Here is a 19,704-nt window from a genome sequence, read left to right on the forward strand (position 1 = left end):
GGAAAATAAAAAATAAAGAATTTTGAAGGAAAAACGCTGAATTGAGCGGAAGGGAAGAAGCTATTTAGGGTTTGTAAAAGCTAAAAAGAACGTCATGCTGATAAAACCCAAGTAGGTTCAACTTCTCCATTCACCTCACACCCAGGCCCAGCCCCGGCGGCGCTCCACTACCACTACGCCGAAGTGGCGCAGGTAGCGCACCAGCGTATGCATATCACTGATTATCAAAGAGGTAAGAATAATATCGCCCTGCGGCAGCGGGAGGCGCAGGTACTCGTAGCGCCGCCAGAACACGCCGGGCCAGCGGCAGCGACCCCACTCCACGGCCTCGGGGCCGGGCCAGCCCTGGCGGGCGGGGTCGTAGGCAAGTGCCTCATCCAAAGCCACTTGCAGGCGGCCTTCGAGCGGGTCAAATACCAGCGTGGTAGCCGCGTTGAGCGTGTAGTAGCGCAGGTGCAGCGCCAGCGCAGGCGCGGCCAGCGCCAGCACCGCCAGCAGCAGGCCCCAGGCCAGCCAGTGCTCAGCAGATGTAGTGGCCACCAGGCCCGGTGCAGCGGTGGCCAGGCCGGTGCCCACCGCCAGCAGCGGCCAGGTGAGCAGGGCTAGCTGCCGGGCCGGGGTGGCGCGGTACACCGTGGTTTTTTTGCCAAAAAACCCCAGCGCCCAGCGCGCCAGACCCAGCAATACCACCATCGTTATGGCGGCTTCGAGCAGCGAGCGGAGAACATTCATAGGGTGGAAGGGTGGGCGGTGCGCGCGGCAGCCAGGTGGCCCCGCAGCTGCCAGAAAAGATAGCCGGCGCTGGCCAGGTACGAGGCCGACATGGCCAGTGCCGCCCCCACAATGCCCAAGTGCGGCACCAGCCCCACCGTAAGCGGCAGCACCACCAGTAGCCCCAGCCCCGCCGCCCGGTTGTTGATGCCGTAGCGGGCCTGCGCCGCAAAGTACGTGCTCACCAGGTTCACGCCCGCGTTGGCCACAATGCCGGGGGCCAGTGCCCACAGCACCGGCCGCGCCGCCGCAAAGGCGGGCCCAAATGTGCCAGCCAGCCAGCCAGCCGGCACGGCCGCCAGCACCGCCGCGCCCAGCGCCGTGAGCCCCAGCACTGCCAGCCCCATGCGCCCCATAGTGCGGCCGGCCCCGCCCTGGCCGGCCGCCGGCGTGCGCACCAGCGCCACGTACTGAATAAGCGAGGTGCTGCGGGCAATCAGCCACAGGCCCTCGGCCACAGCCACGCCCACCGACAGCACTCCCAGTGCCGGCGTGCCCAGCAGGTAGGCCACCACGTAGTAGCCCAGGCGGTAGTTGGCAAAAACGATGATATTGGAAAAATGCGCGCCCCGGCTGTGTCGGGCTAGCTCGCGGGCGGTGGCGCGCCGCCGCTGGCGGCGGCCCCGGCGCACGTCGGGCAGTTGCCACAGCCGGGCGGCGCTCAGCAGTAGCGGCAGCCCATAGGCCAGGTAGCTGGCGTAGTAAAACACGGGCACCGTGCGGTAGCCCAGCGCCAGCAGCGCCGCCAGGGCCGCCGCCAGCAGCCCCACCTGCCCCGTAGTGAGCAGGTTGAATAGCCGCTCGTGCCCGCGCCCCAGCAGCAACGATAAGTTGATGGATAACAGCGCTTGCAGCCCCGCCAGGGCCGCCAGGTTTAAGCCGTAGGGCCAGCCGCCCCCGCGTAGCGCGCCGGCCACGGTGGCACCTAGTGCGCACACCAGCAGCGCCCAGCCGTAGGCCGGGGCCAGCAGGTGCCACACGTTGCGGCGCGGCACCAGGTAAATGAGCGACGAGCCGCCCAGCAGCCCCGTAAACAGCAACAGGGCCGCCGTGTCGGTCACAAACAGGCTCACCTGCCCGCGCCCCGCGGCCCCCAGGTAGCGCGCCGTGAGCCACACGACGGCCAGGCTGCCCACGGCCCCGCCCAGCCGGGCCACGAAATGATGTGCCACGCGCCGCAACATCAAACCTCGCCGGAAAGAAGCTGTTGATAGAGCTGCCCAAACGCCACCCCCACCGCCGCCGGCCCGCACCGCACCGCCGCATCGGCCCGCAGGCGGGCGGGGTCAAAGGCAATAGTGCCGCCTAGCACGGCCGCAAGCGCGGCGGCCAGGGCAGCCTCATCGTCGGCCGCTACCAGTAGCCCAAAGGCCCCGGCGGGCTCAAACAGCTCGGGCACGCCGCCCACGCGGGTGGCCACCACGGGCCGGCCGCTGGCCCGCGCCTCCAGCAGCACCACGCCAAAGGTTTCGGCCCGGCTGAACGACACCAGCGCCGTGGCTTGCCGCATCTCATCGGCCACGGCTACGTGGGGCAGCTTACCCAGCCATTGCACGGTACCATCGGCCAGCAGGCCGAGCCCGGTGGCGTAGGCGCGCAGCTTGGTTTCGTCGGGGCCGTAGCCGGCCACGCGCAGCCGCAGGCCGGGCCAGGTGGCGCGCAGCCCCGCCACCACCCGCAGCACCCCCGCCAGGTTCTTGATGTCATCGTGAAAAGCGGCCACGTGCAGCAGCCGGCGCGCCGGCCCAGGGTCAGCAGTAAGGCTTGGGTAGAAAATATTGATATCCACTACGTTAGCAATAACGGCGGTGCGTGGGGCCCGCGCTCCCAGCCTCGCCAGCGCATCGGCCAGCGCCCGCGACACCGTGTGCAGCGCGCCCGCCCGGCGCACCACGGCCCGCGTGAGCCCGCGCCGCCACGCCGGAATGCCCGCCGCCCGCGGTGGCAGGTACAGCGTCCAGTGCTCCGTAAGCAGGTAGGGCACGCGCCAGGCCGCGCCCAGCGCCCAGGCCAGCAGGCCCGTGCGCAGCAGCACGTGAGCGTGCACTACGTGGGGCCGCTGGCCGGCCCAGTGGCGGCGCACCGCCCGTAGCCCCCGCCGCTGGCACCACAGCCACAGCCCCAGCTTCAGCAGCTTATCGAGCGGGGCCAGGCCGGTGGGGCGGGCGCGGTAGTAGTAGCGCCAGGTGGGCACCGGCCCGCGCAGGTCGTGGTCTTCGGCAATAAGGGCCGGCAGCGGCCCCCGCGCCACGGCCGCAAACACCACCGCCGAGGCAATGCCCGGCTGCCGGGCAATGGCCGCGATGTGCCGGGCCACGAAGTCGCCATCCTGGTCGTCGTAGCGGTGCGGGTACCACTTGGGCAGGTGCAGGATTCTCAAGAGTAGTGACTGATAGCGACTGGTTGACCGATAAAAACCACGTCACCACCCTACAAAAGTAAAGCTCGCCCCAGGCAGGGCGAGCTTTACCAAAGCGACTAAGCAGTAGCCGCCGTGTGAAAGATGTTTAGAACGAATACCGCACGCCCAGCTGCCCCTGCCAGCGCGAGGCCAGCTGGTCGATGGAGTAGGTGGCGGGCGTGCCAAAGGTGAAGGCCGGGCGGTTGTACTGCGCGGCGGTGTAGGCGGCGGCGATGTTGCCCGCCCCGTCGGCGTAGGCCACTTGCGTGAGGCCGGTGCCCAGGGTCGAGTTAAACGTGTTGGGCACGAAGTACTGGCGGCCCCAGCTGCTGTTCAGGAAGTTACCGAAGTTTACGATGTCGAGCGATACCTGGATGCTGTGGCCGGTAGGAGTGACGCCGGCGGCGTTGGCGTCGAGCTTGCCCAGCTTGGCCTCCACCATCAGGCGGATATCGGCCTGGTTGTTCCAGGGCGTGCGGCCGCCGTTGCGCTCGGCGTACTGGCCGCGGCGGGTGCTCAGGTAGGAGTCGTTGCTGAGGAAGCTGTTGAGGGCGGCGTACTGCGGGCCGTTGTTTTCGGCGGTATAAGCGGCCGCGCTGCTGGCCCGCGACACGAGCACGATATCAGCCGTAGAGGTCGGGATGTAGGCCAGCTGCACGTTCTGCTGGCCATTGCCCAGAAAGTTGTTGTTGTACACCCACGTAAAGGGCGAGCCGCTAGCGTAGGTCAGCACCGAGGTGAAGTAGCCGGTGAAGCGGCCGTCGCGGGTCGATTTGTGCAGGTTGAGGCTGGCTACCACGCGGTGGCGCAGGTCGAAGTTGGAGTACGACAAAGCCGGGTCGTTCACGTTCAGGGCCGGGTTCAGCTCCCAGTTGCTCTGGGGCGAGTTGCGGATGCCGTTGCTGATGTCGCGGCTCTGGCCGTAGGTGTAGGCGGCGTTCACGTCGAGCAGGTTGGCCACGCGCTGGCCCACCGAGCCCGTGAGCTGGTAGCGGTAGCCCTGGCTGGTGTTGGTGAGGTAAAAGGCGTTGGAGAAATTCGAGTTGACCTTGGTACCAAACGCGGCGGCCGAGTAGCGCGGGCTCAGGTTGGGGCCGGTGGGGGTAGTAGGGGTAAGCTTGGGTCCGCCGTCGAAGTAGCTCACGTTGTCGGCCAGGTTGATGTTCTCAAACTTCACGTCGTAGATGGTCTTCGTGTACAGGCCTTCTACCGAGAAGCGGGTGCCGGTGGGCAGCTTGAAATCGAGGGCCAGCGACGAGCGCCACACCTGCGGCATCTTGAAGTTGTTGTCAATCAGGTTCACCTCCGTGGTGCCGGCCTTCAGGTTGTTGGGGTTGTAGGCCGACGGCTGGAGCTGGCTGTAAATCTGGTTGGGGTCGGCGTTGAGCAGGTACGGCTTGTTCACCAGCGGGTCGGGCGAAGTCCGGATGCTGTTCACATCCACCGAGTTGAAGTTTACGCCGTTGTTGTAATAAGCGTAGCCAAACCAGGCAAACGGCACGCGGCCGGTGAAGATGCCCGAGCCGCCGCGCACCACCAGCGAGCCGTCGCCCTTCACATCGTAGTTGAAGCCCAGGCGGGGCGACACTTGCAGCTGGCCCAGGTAGCCGTTGTCGAGCTGCTGCCAGGCGGTGTGGGCGTAGGTCTGGTTCAGGGTGCGGGCGTCGTTCTGCGGGTTGTTCACCAGGGCCGAGTTCAGGGCCGGCTTGGTGGGCAGCGAGGCAATATCGAAGCGCAGGCCGGGCGTGATTTTCAGGCGGTCGCTGATGGTCCACTCGTCCTGCAAGTAGGCGCTGTAGAAGTTGATGTTGAACGCGGCCGACGGGTTGTTGTAGTTATACTGGTACGAGTTATCGCCCACAGTACCATTGTTGTACGTGCCCCGGATGCGGTTGGGCCGGTCGGCCAGAAAGTCGTTCACGTTGTTGTACTCGATGCGGCCGTTCCAGGAGTTGATGAAGCCGTAGTCGATGTGGTAGAACTCGTTGTGCGTGCCCAGCGTGAGGGCGTGCGCGCCGGTGTAAAACGTGAAGTTGTCGGTGAGCTCGTACGTTTTCTGGCGGGTGTTGAAGATGCTGGCCTCGCGGTCAGAGCCCAGCAAAATCTGGTTGGGGCCGGCGTAGTAGCTGCTCGTCCCCAGGGTGCCCGGGGTGGTGCCCACCCCGTTTATCTGCACCGACGGAAACAGGTTGGCCTGCCCGCCCAGCAGGTTGCGGTAGTCATGAATGTTGGTGTAGCCCAGAATTAGGTTGTTGGCAAAGCGGCTCGAAAAGTTCGACTTCACCTCCAGCACCGTCGAGTTCTGGATGTTGTTCTGGGTAAAGTCCTGCGAGCCAAACTTAAACAGGCTGCCCGAGCGCTCCAGGTTGGTGGCTTCGGCCTTGATGTAGTTGTGGCGCAGCGCAATGCTGGTTTTGTCGTTCAGGTTCCAGTCGAGGCGGCCAAACACCTTGTTGCTGTTGGCGTAGATGTTGTAGTTGCCGTAGTCGCCCACGTTGTAGCCGTAGGTGGTTTGCAGCTTGGTGGCAATGGCCTGGGCCAGGTCGGTGGTGACGGTAGAGCCGGGCGCGCCCGCGCCGTAAAACTGGGGCTCGGTGCGGCGGGCCAGCTCGCCGTTCACGAAGAAAAACAGCTTGTTCTTGATAATCGGCCCGCCCAGGCGGAAGCCCGTTTGGTAGTCGTGGTAGGCCGAGCCGATTTTGGAATCGGCCCCGTCCACGCTCTTGCCCGTAATGCTTTGGTTGCGCCCAAAGCCGTAGAGGGAGCCGTGAAAATCGTTGGTGCCCGAGCGCGTCACGGCGTTGATGGAGCCGCCCGTGAAGTTGCCCAGCTTCACATCATACGGCGCCACCGAGGCCTGAATTTCCTGAATGGCATCGAGCGAGATGGGGTTGGAGCGGGCCGAGCCGCCCGGCAGGCCGCTGGTGCCGCCCTGCCCACCCAAAGAGGGCGAAAAACCAATGGCGTCGTTGTTCACGGCGCCATCGAGGGTAATGTTGTTGTAGCGGAACGAGCTGCCCGCAAACGAGTTACCCGAGTTGCGCGGGTCGAGGCGGGTAAAGTCCTGGATGCTGCGCGAAATGGTGGGCAGCTGCTGCAACGCCTCGCGGCCCACGTTGGTACCGGCCCCGGTTTTGGTGGCCTGGTTGCTGCCCACTACCACTACTTCGTTCAGGGCCTGGGCCTCGGCGGCGAGGGTCAGGTTGAGCTTGGTGGTGTTGCCCAGCGTGAGAAATATGTTGTTGATTACCTGCTCTTTATAGCCAACGTAGGTAACCGTAACCGAATAAGGCCCACCAGGGGCCAGGTTGGGGATGGTGAAGCGGCCGTCGGGCTCGGTGGCCGTGCCGCGCTTGGTGCCGGTGGGCACGTTGGTGGCCACCACGGTCACGCCAATCAGCTCTTCATTCTTATCAGAAATGATTTTGCCACTGAGCGACGAGGTCGTAACCTGGGCCGAGGCGAACTTCGCCAGCAGCAACAGGAGAAATAAAATGGCCAGCCGCGAGGCGGTTCGGTTACTGGTAAGAGTGCGCATAAAAAGGGGGTTAGGCCAATGCGAGCGCAAAGGTCCCCCTGCTTCTTCACCCTATGGTCAGGTGCGCGGTTATCAAATCATTGGCAATCAGCTTTCTCCGTAACACTGCCGTAATGAGTCGCTTATTCAGCAAGCGGGCGAAAAGTCCAAAAAACAGGTAGGCAATCCCCAGGCTCCGGCCTTATCTGGCCGCCACAAGGCGCACCTGCCGGGTGGTTTCCTGGGTGGTAACCGGGGCCAGCTAGCAGCCGGCAGCCAGCTAGCTGCCAGCGGACACGGTGGCTACCGGGCGGCCCAGCAAATCGACGGTACGCACGGTGACCAGAGTGGCGCGGGTCGGTCTGCCCAGTGCCTGTTACCAACATGGTGGCCCCCAATGGCACCTTCGCCCATTACCATCCCCAACACGGCTTCTTGCTGGGCATAGGCAACCGCAGCAACTGATAAATTGAAGATAATCAATAAGATGCGCAATAGACTGCCATAGATTTTTGATGCGGTAGAGGTGCCGGGCTCCTGCTTAGGGCAGCATAACCCTGGCGTTATGCCGTACATTACTGGCCGGCCGGCCCATCCTTGCCGCCCTTTTCCTGGGGCTGCCGCCGCACATTCGGGTGGTTTCCAGGCCCGCTCGTCGGGCCCTACCCGCAGTTGGGCCATTTTGCGTTTTTAAGATGCGCCCGTCGTAGTTTCTTTGTTACACTCTCGCAGCTGGCTCGGCCGGCTTACCAGTACTTTATGTTGCTCTCCATGACCGGCTTCGGCCAGGCCCACCGCGAAACTAACCGCTACACCGCTACGGCCGAGCTGCGCTCGCTTAACTCCAAAACCCTCGACCTCACCCTGCGCCTGCCGCGCTTTCTGCAAGCCCACGAGCCAGAAATCCGCCAGCAAATCACCAAAGCGCTGCTGCGTGGCAAGGTCAATTTTAACTTCGATTACAGCCGCCCGGCTAGCACGGCCGCCGCGCCCACCCTCAACCAGCCTGCCCTGCGCGCTGCCTTTCACGAGCTGCAAGCCATTGCCAAGGGTATGGGCCTGCCCGTAACCGAGGCCACGCTGCTAGCCGCCCTGCGCCTGCCCGGCGTGGTGCCCACCGCCTCCGAAGCCGCCCAGGCCAGCCAGGCCGAAGCCGGCACCGACGAGCCCACCTGGGCCGACCTGCAACCGCTGCTCACCGAGGCGCTGGCCGCTATGCAGCAGTTTCGCCATGACGAAGGCCGCACCCTGGAGCACGAGATACTGGGCTACATTGCCACCATCCGGCAGCAATTGGCCGCCGTGGAACTGCACGACCCGCAGCGTGTGGCCCATGTGCGCCAGCGCCTTACCGCCCACCTGGCCGAGCTTACCCAGCACGAGCAGTTTAATGCTACTCGCTTCGAGCAGGAAGTGCTTTATTATATTGAGAAGTTGGACATTGCCGAAGAAAAGGTGCGCCTAGCTGCTCACCTCGACTACTTTGAGCTAGCCACCCGGCAGCCCGACGATGCCGCCGGCAAGAAGCTGGGTTTTCTGGCTCAGGAAATCGGCCGCGAAATCAATACCATCGGCTCCAAGGCCAACGATGCCACCGTGCAGCACTTGGTAGTGGGCATGAAGGAAGAGTTGGAAAAAATCAAGGAGCAGCTAAATAATATTCTTTAGGGCAATCCGAAAAGGTTACGTCTACGTAAAGAAATAAAAAAAATGCTGCACCATTCTTTGGCTTTTTTGCACTTGTCAGGGAAATAAAAATTATTTCCGCAGCCTGGTTGCACATTAGATAATAGGCTTTAGTTTAAGGCAAGCATGCTAAAGCTCTTTCCAGCAGTATTGTAGATTAAATAATCGGCAGATAAATAGTATTTTTCAGTTGCCGTTGGCCATAAGTAGATTTTTGGAACAACGTTTGCCTTTTGTATGTATCTTAGTTCCCAGAACGACAGAAATACTCTCTTTTACCTCATAAATCCAGTTATCAATTTCTCATGAAGACACTCCTACTCTTCCTGCTCACCAGCTGCGCTAGCCTGCTCATGGCGGCCCGCCCGACCTCCGAGATTGAACTGGTAAAAAAGCACGTACTCAGCGAGCGCGTAGAGGTGCTGATTCCTAAGGGCTTCGAGGTGATGACCGAGCAGCAGATGGACTTCACCTACGCCCACGCCAGCAGCCGCCCCAGCGTGGTATTCACCAACAACAACCTGGTGTCGCTGGCCTTCAACTACTCCGACAACGACGCCGACCAGGACATGGTGCAGGTGTACCAGGACAACTTCGCCAAGGCTTACCACAAGCAGTACAACAAGGCCACTTGGTTTAGCGAAGGCGTGAAGGAAGTGGGCAACCGCAAGGTGGGTTTCATGGAGTTCATGAAGCCCGAAATGGGCCACGAAGTGTACACGCTGGTGTTCTTCACCGACGTGCAGGGCAAGCTGCTCATCTGCACCTTCAACTGCGCCGACCGCCAGAAGCCGGAGTGGGAACCCCTCGCCAAGCGTATTCTGAATTCGTTGAAAGCCAACGGCTAGCCCGTGTTCTATTCTTTGTGGATTACGCCGTGACGATATCAGTTAGCAAGTAAGAAGTACCCTATCATTACCTTATGTTATCAGCTGCCCCGGTAGCGCCAGACGCGGAAGACTCCGGCCACTAGGTCGGGGTTTTTTGCGTTTCAGGGGGTTTGGTTAGCGGGCGCCCAGGCCATCGAGAAAATCGCGGGCCAGGCCATACGCGCCGGCAAAGCCGGCCAGCGACAGGGCGGCGGGGCGGTCGTTCACGTCGTGGTAGGCGAGGCTGCCGCCGCGAGTATACAGAAAAAAGGCCGGCACGCCCGCCTCCGAAAACGGGAAGTGGTCGGAGTTGGCGGCCCGGCCGCGGGCGGTGAGGCGCGGCAGGTAGTGGTGCGCGTCGTTGAGGGCCGTGAATTGGCGAAAGGCGGCCTCGTGCACGCGGCCGTTTACCACGGTCGCGCCATCTTCACCAGTGCCCAGCAAGTCAAGGTTCAGCAAAAACTTGATGCGGGCCAGCGGTACCAGCGGGTGCTGCACAAAGTAGGTGGAACCCACCAGCCCCGCCTCCTCGGCCCCAAACAGCAGGAATACTACCGAACAGGCGGGCCGGTTTTCGGGCCGGGCGTAGTGGGCGGCCAGCTCCAGCAGCAGGGCCACGCCGCTGGCGTTGTCGTTAGCGCCGGGGAAATAGGTTTTGCGGCCCATCATGCCCAGGTGGTCGTAGTGGGCCGATACTACCAGGAAGCTGTCGGGCTGGGCGCTGCCGCGCACGATGGCGGCCAGGTTTTGGGTGGGGTAGTTGTGGATGAGCTGGGCATCAAGGGTCAGTTTGAGTAGGCCTGCTGAGCCATTGTGTGCCCGCAACCGCCAGATAGCAGGGTTATCTAAAGCTTCCAAGCGAATGGCTGAATTCTGCGTTGGGTTTAGCGAGGCAGTAAGCTTAGGAAGTAATACAACGCGATTTGGAATAGAGTCGAGGGTTTGCTGCACCAATAGCGGCAAGGTGGGCAGGCGCTTCTCATCGCGAGCAGTCAGCACAAGAAATGGGGAGCCTAGTTTGTCCTTGAGACTATTCCACTGCCGGATTTGCTGCTGAAGACCTTGCTGTTTGAAATGGCTGGCAAAAACCAGTGTGTCGAGCCGAAATGCTACCGAGCTAGTATTTTGCCGAGTGCCGCTCGAAGCGGGCGCCGCGATAAAATCAAGGCCTGGTTTCAAGTGATAAACTTCTTTATCAGGCTGCGTAGTAGCACGGCCTAGGGGGCCTACCGTCAGTTTTATCTCACCCGGAAACGTATTCACATCCAGCGTGAACGGCTGGGTATAGTCAGAAGCCAGGGGCTGCAAGCCCAGTTGCCGCAGCCGGCCGCGCAGGTAGGCCGCGGCCACGTGCTCGCCCTGCTGCACGTAGCCGCGGCCGTGCATTTTCTCCGCCGCCAGCTCGGCAATGGTGCGGCGGGCGCGGGCCAGGTTGGGCTCGGCCTGGGCCTGGCTATGGGTGGGGAGCAGCAGCAGGCCCACGGCCAGCGCCGCCGCGCTGCGCCCGGTTCGGCCGGCTGCTGCCACTACCAGGGCCAAGCCCAGCGCGGCCCCGAGGCTGTCGCCGAGCAGGTCGCTCCATTCGGCGTGGCGGCCGGCGTGCATGGCGTATTGCAGCCCCTCGATGAGTGCGCCGAACGCGACGCAGCCCGCCAGCACCAGCCAGGCGGCGCGGCCGGGCTGCCCCGGCTGCCGCCGCGCCCACAGCCACGCCAGTCCGGCCAGCACCGCAAACACGCCCGCATGGGCCGCCGTGTCAAACGACAGAAACTCCCACTCCGGCGTATGCGGCATCTCCTGGGCCGGCGTGAGCGTGAGCACCAGCATGATGGCCACCCAGAGCAGCGTGAGGATACCGTAGAAGCGCGGAGTTAAAAATCTCATGGCCAATATATTAAACAAAAAAAGAACGTCATGCTGAGCTTGCGAAATATCGCGCTCGCGCCGTTGGGTTTAGTGGTCCAACGGCGCGAGCGCGATGCTTCGCAAGCTCAGCATGACGTTCTTAACTTGAAGACAAAGAGGGTATTATGCCCCAATCAGCTCGCCGTAGGCCTCGGCCGACAGCAGGCCAGCAATTTCGTCCTGGTTGGATACTTTCATCTTGATAATCCAGCCCTCGCCGTAGGGGTCGGCGTTCACGGTTTCGGGCGAGTCGGCAAGCTTGGTGTTTACCTCCAGCACGGTGCCGCTGATGGGGCTAAACAGGTCAGAAACCGTTTTTACGGCCTCCACGGTGCCAAACACGTCGTGCTGGGCCACCTCCTTGTCGAGGGTGTCGATGTCCACGTACACAATGTCGCCCAGCTCGCGCTGCGCGTGGTCGGTGATGCCGATGGTGGCCGTGTCGCCGTCCAGGCTAATCCATTCGTGGTCCTTGGTGTAGTGCAGGGTGGCGGGGATAGTCATGGGGAGTGGAGTGTAGGGTAAGCTTTAGCTTGCCGCAGTGGGGAGATGGCGCAAAAATACGGTGGCGCGCGTAGTATGTGGCTTGGGTTGGGCCGGATAATCTTCGGGCGTTATCCGGTGGGCGGCGGCAAGCTAAAGCTTACCCTACTTTGCCTATTGCAGGCTGTAGCGCAACTGCAGGCCGCCCTCGGTGGTGGCGTTGCGGAAGGCGTTGCTCACGCGGGGCTGCGTGATGGTCTGGCTGAAGTAGAACTGGAGGTTGAGGCGGGCGTTGAGCAGGTAGTCGATGGTGGGGCGCAGCTGCATTTGCAGCGAGCCGTTGGTAATCTGGCTGGTGGCGGTGCCCACAAAGCCCACTACTGCGGGCGAGGGTAGCGCTACTACTGGCGGCGTGGTGCCAGATACTACGCCGCCCGTGGTGGCCGGAATGGGGTCAATCGAGCCCAGGATGCTGCGCTGAATGGTGGAGTTGTCGCGGATGCTCAGGTCCATGCGGGCGGTGAGGTTGTTCTTTAGCACACGCTGCTCGCCGCCCACCCGGAAGGGCAGCCGCAGGCCGGTGGCCGCGTAGCCCAAGCCGATAATCAGCTCGGTGGTGTGCAGTTCGGTTACCTGAGCGTTGGTAATGTTGAGGGCTACGGCGCGGTTGGTGTTGTACTGCACCCGGCCGGTTACATTATTCACCGTCTGAAAGTTAACCCCAATTAAAGGCGTCAGGCTTTCGATAATGCTTACCTGCCCGATAACGTAGTAGGGTACAATTTGACCAGTAGAGTTGGAAGTGAACGGCACCGGCCCCTGTGCCTGCCCCGGCTGTGCGGGTGGCACATCGAGGCCAAATACTGGTTGGTCACCGTAACCGGTAGAGGTGGTGTAGCCGCCCATATTGTAACGCGACGAGTAGGCGTGGTTGAGCGTGAACGAGCGGAACACGTCGCGGATGCCCGGCAGGTCGGAGAAGCCGTTGTAGTCGACGCGCCAGTTGGGCAGCGGAATTACCGCGAAGGGGTTAAAGCTCTTGGCCTCGTAGCCGTCCGACGACTTGCCGTGGTAGGCATCGAGGAAGCTTTGCAGCAGCACGTCCTGCGAGTTGTAGCTGTAGAGGTTGGTAGCCCGGCGGGTATATACCGCAGGAGTATTGCCCGAGGCAGGCGTAGTCACCACATCCTGCACGCCGATGGGGCGCCCGCTTGCCTGCAAGCGCTGCTGCACAATGGCCCGGTTTTGCACGAAGCGCTCGAAGGCCTTGCTGATTTCGCCGTTGGCACTGAGGTCGCCAAACAGGGTTTGGATGGTGACGGTGCTCACCGTGTACGAGCCCGTACCCAGCGCTTGGGTGGGGGCCAGGTAGTTGGGGTCAGTGGTGGGCAGGTCAAGCGGCGTTAGCGTGCCGTACTGCTTGTAAAACGCGTTGGTCGTGTCAATGGCCCGGCGGTAGTATGCTTCGCTGTTACGCACTTTCTGGCGCAGCAAGTCAAGCTGAATGTTGAAACCCCGGAACGGCTCCAGGGTGGTGCGGGCCGTGAGGTTCTCGGTGAGGATATTAGACAGGGGCGTATTCAGGTACTGGCTCTGGTCGGTGTACCAGCCGTTGTTGCTGGCCAGGTTGTAGAGGGCAGTGGGCTCGTACTGCTGGCCAAATATAAACGGCACGCCCGGGGCCAGGCCGCCCAGCGCCTGCCGGTTGTTCAAGCCAAAAAACTGGGTGCTAGGCAAGTAGCCCGGTAGCAGCGTGCCATTCGAGCGGGAGTAGGTGAAGTTGAGGCTGCGCGCCGTCATCACGGCCCGTAGTACGGCCTTCACGAAGCGCAACGGGTCCTTCTTGGCCGTGTCGGGCTCTATTGGGGTGGGGCGGATGGCGGCCGTGGGGTTGTTGGGGTCAACCACCGCGGGCTGCGGCCGGGGTGGCGGCGGCGGCGCGTTGTTGATGATATTGAGGAACTTAACTTTATTATAAAGCTTCACTAAATCAATTTTGCCATTGGCGCTGAGTTCCGCATTGTTCTGAATGGTGTTGCCCAGGCGCAGCAACGAGTCGCTGGACGCTCGCGGGTCCGGGAACGGAATGCTAAGCGCCGTGGAGGCCGCCTGCCAGCTGTAGTGCGCCGAGTAGCGCGTGTCGGCCGACAGCCAGTCTGTGAGCGGAAACTTGTCGAGCGGCAGGCGGTAGGTGAGGGCGATGTTCTGGTTGAAGTTGGTGGTGCGGCCGCCCTTCTTCAGGTTATTCCACTGCTCAGCCCGGTTGGCAACGGCCACGGCGTCATTACCCACGCTCTGGCCCACGCCCTCGTCAATCACGCCCCGGTTGGTGGCCGTGTAGTCCAGAATAAGCGACTTGGTGAGGTCCCACTTCAGGTCATATATCCGACTGATGTAGAAGGACTTGTAGAAAACCCCCGCAATGCCGGCCGTACTGGGCAGCGAGCCGGGCTCGGTTACGCGCTGCAAAAAGCGCTCGTTGTAGCGCCGGTCGAGGTCGGTGCGGAACGAAAAGCGCGAGGGCAGGGGCGTGAAGTTGATTTGCTGGAAAATCTTGAGGTACGGATTGTCCAGGGCCTTGAAGCTGGCGAAGGGCGTGTAGTTGCGCGGCTGCGTTTGGTAGAGGTAGGCCAGGGCCGCGGTGTACGACTGCGTGTAGTCGCGCTGGGTGTTGATGTCGGTGTGCAGGCGCTCGGTAATGGCGTAGCTCACGGCCACGTTCTCAATGTCCCAGGGGTGCTGCTTGGTTTGGGTGGGGGCGCGGTCCTTGCGCACGTTCAGCACCGAGATGCTGCGGGTGGTAGTGCGGTCCACCACCAGGTTTTTGTAGGCGGCGGCAGCGGCGGGGTTGTTCTGAAATTTCAGCAGGCTCTGCTCCAGCTTGGTATCGGGGTCGAGGGGGTCGTACTGCGGCGTGATGGTTTGGCGGCCGGCCTGCACCAGCACCGGCACCTTCAGGCGCAGCTGGGGGGGCAGGAACTTCTCGGCCGCCACCGTGGCGTTGAGGTCGCCGCGCAGAATGTCGCTGGTCGAGCGCTGCTGCGCCTTGTCCTGCAAGCCCCCGAAGCCCACGCCAATAAACGAACCGGTGGCCGTGATGTTGGCCAGGTCGGCCAGCTTCACATTTAGGCGGGCATTGGCGGCCCAGCCCCCCTGGCTGTCAAAGTCAAACACCCGCAGCTCATCAGCCCACAGCGTAATGGTTTTGGGGTTGCCATCGTCGTTGAGGTCAGTCAGCGTTTTGGCGGGGTTCAAAATACCAATCATCGCGCCCTGCACCTGCGAAAAGTCGGGGTTGCCAATGATGTTGATAACCGCGCCGTTGGCCAGCGGGTAGGGGAAAGCTACGGTGTAGCTCACGCCCTGCACCCGGTTGGTAATGGCCAGGTTGCGAGCGGCCTTGGCATCGATAAAGTCCTGCAAGGCCACGTCGATGTTGTTGGCCTCGGGCCACACGCCCAGCTGGGTAGCCGCGTCGGCGCTGCCCGCAAGGGTGAACGTGAGCGGCAGCGAGTACTCGTAGTAATTCTGGCTGTAGTCGGTACCGATGCGAATAAACGCGCGGGCATCGCCCGTCAATATGCGCGCATCGGGCGATTCGGCGTGGAAGTACATCCGTAGACGCTTATAGCGTAACAAATTGGTAGTCAGGTTCTTGTAAGCACCCTTGGCGTAGCCATCGCGCAGGTTGGTTACGGTCAGGCGCAGGCTCTGCTCGTTCTGCCGGCGCGATACGGCCGTGGAGCCGTACTCCACATCGCGGGTGATATTGGGCGGCACCAGGTAGGGGATGGTGCCGGTGGTGGTGGCTATCGAAGGGCCGTTTTCCTCCACGCTCACCGTCGAAATGGCGAAGGCATCGGCATCGGTAGCCGTGCCAATGCCGGGCACCTGAATGTTGGGGTCCACGATGCGGCTCAGGTACTGGCGCCACTGGTTGGCCACAAACTGCGGCTGCACCATGCGCAGCACCACCGGCTGCTGCCACTTGGTCATGTACATCCGCATGAAGCGAATATTTTTGAAGCCAAACGGCTGGCCGCCATTACCTTCCACGCGTTGCGGCGTGCGAATGGGAATGCGGAACTGGTACCACGTCACGTTCTCGGTGGTAGTCGAGCCCGTGCCCACGGGGGCCACCGGGGCTATCACCTTGTCGGTGATGTAGTTCTGGCCGATTTCCAGCTGGCCGGGCACCAGGTGAATGGGGTATTCGTAGTACTGCTCGGTGGTCTGAATCACGTTGTCGCGGTTCAGGTCCTCCTTATCAGGGTAGGCCGTGGAGCTGAGCTGCGAGTTTTCGGGCGAGTTGCCCTCGTAGTTGTCGTAGTCTTTGTAGCGGCCCAGAATCTGGGTGTTGTTGTCGTTGTAGCTCGGGTCGAGGTGGTGGCGGAAGTCGTCGTTCGACGGGTCGGCCAGCGCGCCGTAGCCCGCAATATTGTTGAAAAATACCTGCTCCTGGGCGTTGGTCAAACCGTCGAGGCCGATGTCTTGGCTGGCGCGCGCGCCGGGCGTGGCATTGAAGGCATCGAGCAAAAACTGCTGCGTGGTCACGTTGCCCCACACCGTGGGCTGCACAAAGGTGGCCGGGTCGTCGCCGGGCACCGGCAGGCCGTTCTCAAACTCGTGCTGGCCCTGGTCGCGCAGCACGTCCTCGCTCACGTTGCCCAGGTTGAGAATAAGGTCGCCACCGCCGCTTTGCGGGTTGGTCAGTTGCTTATCATCAAAAGGCACAGGATTGCTCGGGTCCAGATTGTTCGGGTTTGAGTTGAGGGCATTGGCAAGTCCGTTTGCACCTGTGATAAATGGGTCGAGTAGCCAGAATTCCAGATACTCGACGTTAGAGTTATCAAAGTCAGTGTCAAACGTAATGCCCCGCGAAATACCTGCGTATTTGTTTATTCCTGAGCCCGTTGCCGAAGTAAAGAAATGGCCATTGGTGGCCGGGTTAGTGGTAGTCTGAACATTCGGCGTATAGTTATACGGCCCCCGCTCGCCGGGGTAATACGCCATGTCGAAGGTGTACTCGAAGCCGTTGCCGGTGGCGCCCAGGTCCTTGTTAGGGAATACCTCGCTGCGCGGAATGCCCCGCGTGTAGTGGTTTTGGAGCGTGGTGGCCGCAATGCCGGCCGGCACGTTGGGGCCGTTGGTGTAGTAGCTCTGGTCTACGGTGTACCAGGCCAGCTTGGCGCGGCGGTAGCCGTTGTCGAGGCCGTTGCTGGTGCTGCCCAAAACGGGCGTGGGCGTAGCCGCCAGCCGCCACGCTGGAATGGCGGCCAGCCCGCCCAGCGTGTAGGGCGTGCGGGCGTTCTCAAAGTCGTCGAGGTAGCTCACGCCGTTTTCGCCGCGGCCCAGCTGCGAGCGGCCCGCAATAAGCTTGGCCACCTCGCCGGTAAAGGCCACCGTCGATATTTCCTTGGTCGCCAAAAAGGGCAGGCGGTCGACCAGCTTGGTCAGTACGCGGCTGTCTTTACGCAGGCTGATGTCGGCCCCCAGGATGGTGTTGTTGGCTGGCTCATCGCCAATATTCACCCGGTTGATGCCGGGGGCCTGGTTTTCCAGAATGTGCATGGCCGTGCCCCCTAGAATCACGTCCTTATTAAGGGCGTAGTCGAGGCGGGTGCCCACCAGCTTGCGCGGCTGCACCTGCACCAGCGCGTTCTTCTCGAAGGCCACCCGCAGCTCGTTGGCCGAGTTGAGGTAGGCCGGGTTGAGAATCTTCACCTTGGCCTGGTCGTAAAATACCTGGTAGTCAACGCCCTCGGTGAGTAGGGTGCTGCCCGCGTACACTCGCACCGAGCCCTGCGCCACCCCAATGCCGGGCAGCGTAATCTCGTCGGTGCTGGTGCCCTGGTAGCGGCCGCGCAGAAAGAACTTGTCCTTGGTTTGCTGCTGCTGGGCGTCGCTCTGCGTCTGGTTGTATAGGGCGCGGTACACGTATTTCTGGGCCAGTGCCTTCTCGTTGGCCACGTTGCTACCGGGCTGCGTGCCCAGCGTATCAAACTGCGCGGCCAGGTACGAGCCAAACGGCTGCACGCTGGGAAAAATGATTTTACCCAGCTCGGGGTCGATGGTGATGCCCGGGAAAAAGTCGAAGTTGCCGTCGGCGTTGCGGTCGTTGTTGGCATTCACCCGGTCCAGCCCCAGCACCTGAATCAGCGGTACGTTCTGCACCCGCACGCCCTCCTTCAACGAAATCAAATCCACCCCCGTAATGTCATCCTTGTAAATGAGCTGGAGCTGAAAGTTGTCGCGGTTTATCTGCGAGGTGTTGAGGGGATAGATGTTTTTCATCATCAAGTCCCAGGTTGGCGTGTTGCGCGTCAGCAGGTTGGGGTTGGCGGGGTTCACGGCGGGGTCGGCCACGCCCACGCCGGGGTTGGTGGCCTTCAGCATCTTCAGGAAGATAACCTCGTCGGCCTGGGCACCCTGGTACTCGGTCTGGGTTTCGCCCACCGTGTAGGGCTTGCCGTTGTAGAGGTACTCGTAGCTCACGGCCAGCACCTGGTCGGGCAGCAGGGCCGTGTTCAGGTTCACGTAGCCGAGCTGGGCATTGAAGGTGTATTCGCGCGGGTCGAGCTTGCGGGCGCGCAGGCGCTCGTAGTCAAGGCTTTTCACCAGCGGCACGGGGCCGCCGGGCGTGGCCAGGTTAGCTAAGTAGCTTTCTACCTGCAAGTTATTGCGGCCCGCCGACCCCGTTAGGGGCAGCGACTGGTAGAGGTAGTTGACCTGGTTTTTGGCTGGGGTAACGGGGGTGGCCGCGCCGAGGGTGTTGTAAAACTGCGGCCGGTAGAGGCGGTCCAGGCGGGGCTCGCCCAGGTCCATCAGCGACACCACGTTGCGCAGGTTGTCGGTGGTGCGGTTGTCGTTGGTCACCCACACTTCGAGGCGCCGAATCTCGAAGCCGCTCTGCACCGTGGGCAGCCCGCGCAGGGCCTGGTCGTAGCGGTCGCGAAAAAACTGCGACAAAAAGTAGTGTCGGTCCTTCTCATACTGGCTGGCCTTGAGCTCAAACGTGCGGCTTTGCGCGCCGTTCTGCACCCGCACCTCGTCCTGCGAGCCGCGCAGCGTGGCCGCCACCGCCGTCACGCCCAGCCGCCCAAATTGCAACTGCGTTTTGATGCCAAACAGGTTGGAGCCGCCCGTTATCAGCGAGTTGTTGAGGGGCATGCTCACGTTGCCGAGGTCCAGCTTGCGCAGGATGTCGGTCGGCTGCCCGGCGTAGTCAAACTTCATCTGATTGTCGAAGTCGAACGCCGCCTTGGTGTCGTAATTGAACGTGAGCTTGAGCTTGGTGCCCACCTGGCCGCTCAGGCTCAAGTTCATGTTTTGCTCAAAAATGAAGTCGCCCACGCTCTGCTGGCGCAGCGTGAGGGCGGGGTTGCGGTTCACGTTGTACTTGGCCCCCGCCTTGAGCGTGAGCGAGCCCGCGGGCCGAATATCAATGTACGAGCCACCAAAAATGCGGTCGGCAATGGGCCCGAGGTAGATTTTCGGAATCAGGCGCTGGGCCTGGGCGCTGCCCGGCGCGGCGGGCGCGCCGGCCACGCCGCCCATAGCCTTCTGCCGGTAGTAGTCGTTGATGGCCTGCCGCTCCTGAAACTTGAGCAGCTCCTCCTGCGAGATGACAGTGGGGCTGCGGTAGTCCACGTTGCCACCCACCGTTTCGCGCACATTGTAGTTCTTGAGGCTATCGTCGGGCGTTACTTGCAGCTGCACCGTTTTGGGCAGCGGCAAAATGAGCGGCGAGCGCCGGCCAGTGGGCGAGAAGCGGCTGCCCTGGCGGTCGCGCACGGTGCGCAGGCGCGGGCGGCGGCTGGGCCGGTAGCGGCCGGTGTCGGCGGGGGCGGTTTGGCTGGGCACGCCTTGCGGCGGCAACCCCAGCCGGGCCACCCACGTAGACCACGCAGCCGGGTATCGGCGGCCGGCCGCTCCCGCCGGGGCTGCCCACACGGCCGCCAGCAGCACCGACGATACCATGGCCGCTGCCAGCAGCGCGCCAGGGGTAGCGATTTTAGAACCAGCAGACAGTAGAGACTTCAAGCAGATAGCAGGTGCGGCGGCCGTGGCAA

9 protein-coding genes are annotated in these 19,704 nt (G+C 62.3%); 2 read left to right on the plus strand and 7 right to left on the minus strand.

Features of this window, described 5'->3' with window-relative positions:
• Positions 1-135: 135 nt before the first annotated feature.
• The 4 genes from QMK33_RS18460 to QMK33_RS18475 form a co-directional block, all read right to left on the minus strand.
• Complete coding sequence (locus QMK33_RS18460) at positions 136-732, minus strand: PH domain-containing protein (RefSeq protein WP_283566098.1); 597 nt, start codon at positions 730-732, stop codon at positions 136-138.
• A complete protein-coding gene (locus QMK33_RS18465; protein WP_283566099.1) occupies positions 729-1,943 on the minus strand; it encodes a lipopolysaccharide biosynthesis protein in 1,215 nt (404 codons plus the stop codon). The genes QMK33_RS18460 and QMK33_RS18465 overlap by 4 nt, the downstream gene beginning before the upstream one ends.
• A gap of 11 nt (positions 1,944-1,954) precedes the next feature.
• Positions 1,955-3,151, minus strand: a complete 1,197-nt coding sequence (locus QMK33_RS18470; protein WP_283566100.1) for a glycosyltransferase — start codon at positions 3,149-3,151, stop codon at positions 1,955-1,957.
• 127 nt (positions 3,152-3,278) lie between these two features.
• Positions 3,279-6,710, minus strand: a complete 3,432-nt coding sequence (locus tag QMK33_RS18475) for a TonB-dependent receptor (RefSeq protein ID WP_283566101.1) — start codon at positions 6,708-6,710, stop codon at positions 3,279-3,281.
• A 738-nt stretch (positions 6,711-7,448) separates the two neighbouring features.
• Between QMK33_RS18475 and QMK33_RS18480 the strand changes: the two genes are divergently transcribed.
• On the plus strand, positions 7,449-8,357 hold the full coding sequence (locus QMK33_RS18480) for a YicC/YloC family endoribonuclease (RefSeq protein WP_283566102.1): 909 nt from the start codon (positions 7,449-7,451) through the stop codon (positions 8,355-8,357).
• A 323-nt stretch (positions 8,358-8,680) separates the two neighbouring features.
• On the plus strand, positions 8,681-9,223 hold the full coding sequence (locus QMK33_RS18485) for a hypothetical protein (RefSeq protein ID WP_283566103.1): 543 nt from the start codon (positions 8,681-8,683) through the stop codon (positions 9,221-9,223).
• Between the two features lie 156 nt (positions 9,224-9,379).
• Here QMK33_RS18485 and QMK33_RS18490 read toward each other — a convergent pair whose 3' ends face one another.
• The 3 genes from QMK33_RS18490 to sov form a co-directional block, all read right to left on the minus strand.
• Entirely contained in the window at positions 9,380-11,128 is a 1,749-nt protein-coding gene (locus QMK33_RS18490) for a VanZ family protein (protein ID WP_283566104.1), read from the minus strand.
• A gap of 144 nt (positions 11,129-11,272) precedes the next feature.
• Complete coding sequence (gcvH, locus tag QMK33_RS18495) at positions 11,273-11,653, minus strand: glycine cleavage system protein GcvH (protein WP_283566105.1); 381 nt, start codon at positions 11,651-11,653, stop codon at positions 11,273-11,275.
• A 153-nt stretch (positions 11,654-11,806) separates the two neighbouring features.
• The gene (gene sov / locus QMK33_RS18500) at positions 11,807-19,675 is read right to left on the minus strand and encodes a T9SS outer membrane translocon Sov/SprA (RefSeq protein ID WP_283566106.1); all 7,869 of its coding nucleotides are present in this window, start codon (positions 19,673-19,675) and stop codon (positions 11,807-11,809) included.
• Positions 19,676-19,704: the final 29 nt, after the last annotated feature.

It is taken from the genome of Hymenobacter sp. H14-R3 (genome assembly GCF_030063445.1).
In the GTDB taxonomy this organism is placed as follows: domain Bacteria; phylum Bacteroidota; class Bacteroidia; order Cytophagales; family Hymenobacteraceae; genus Hymenobacter.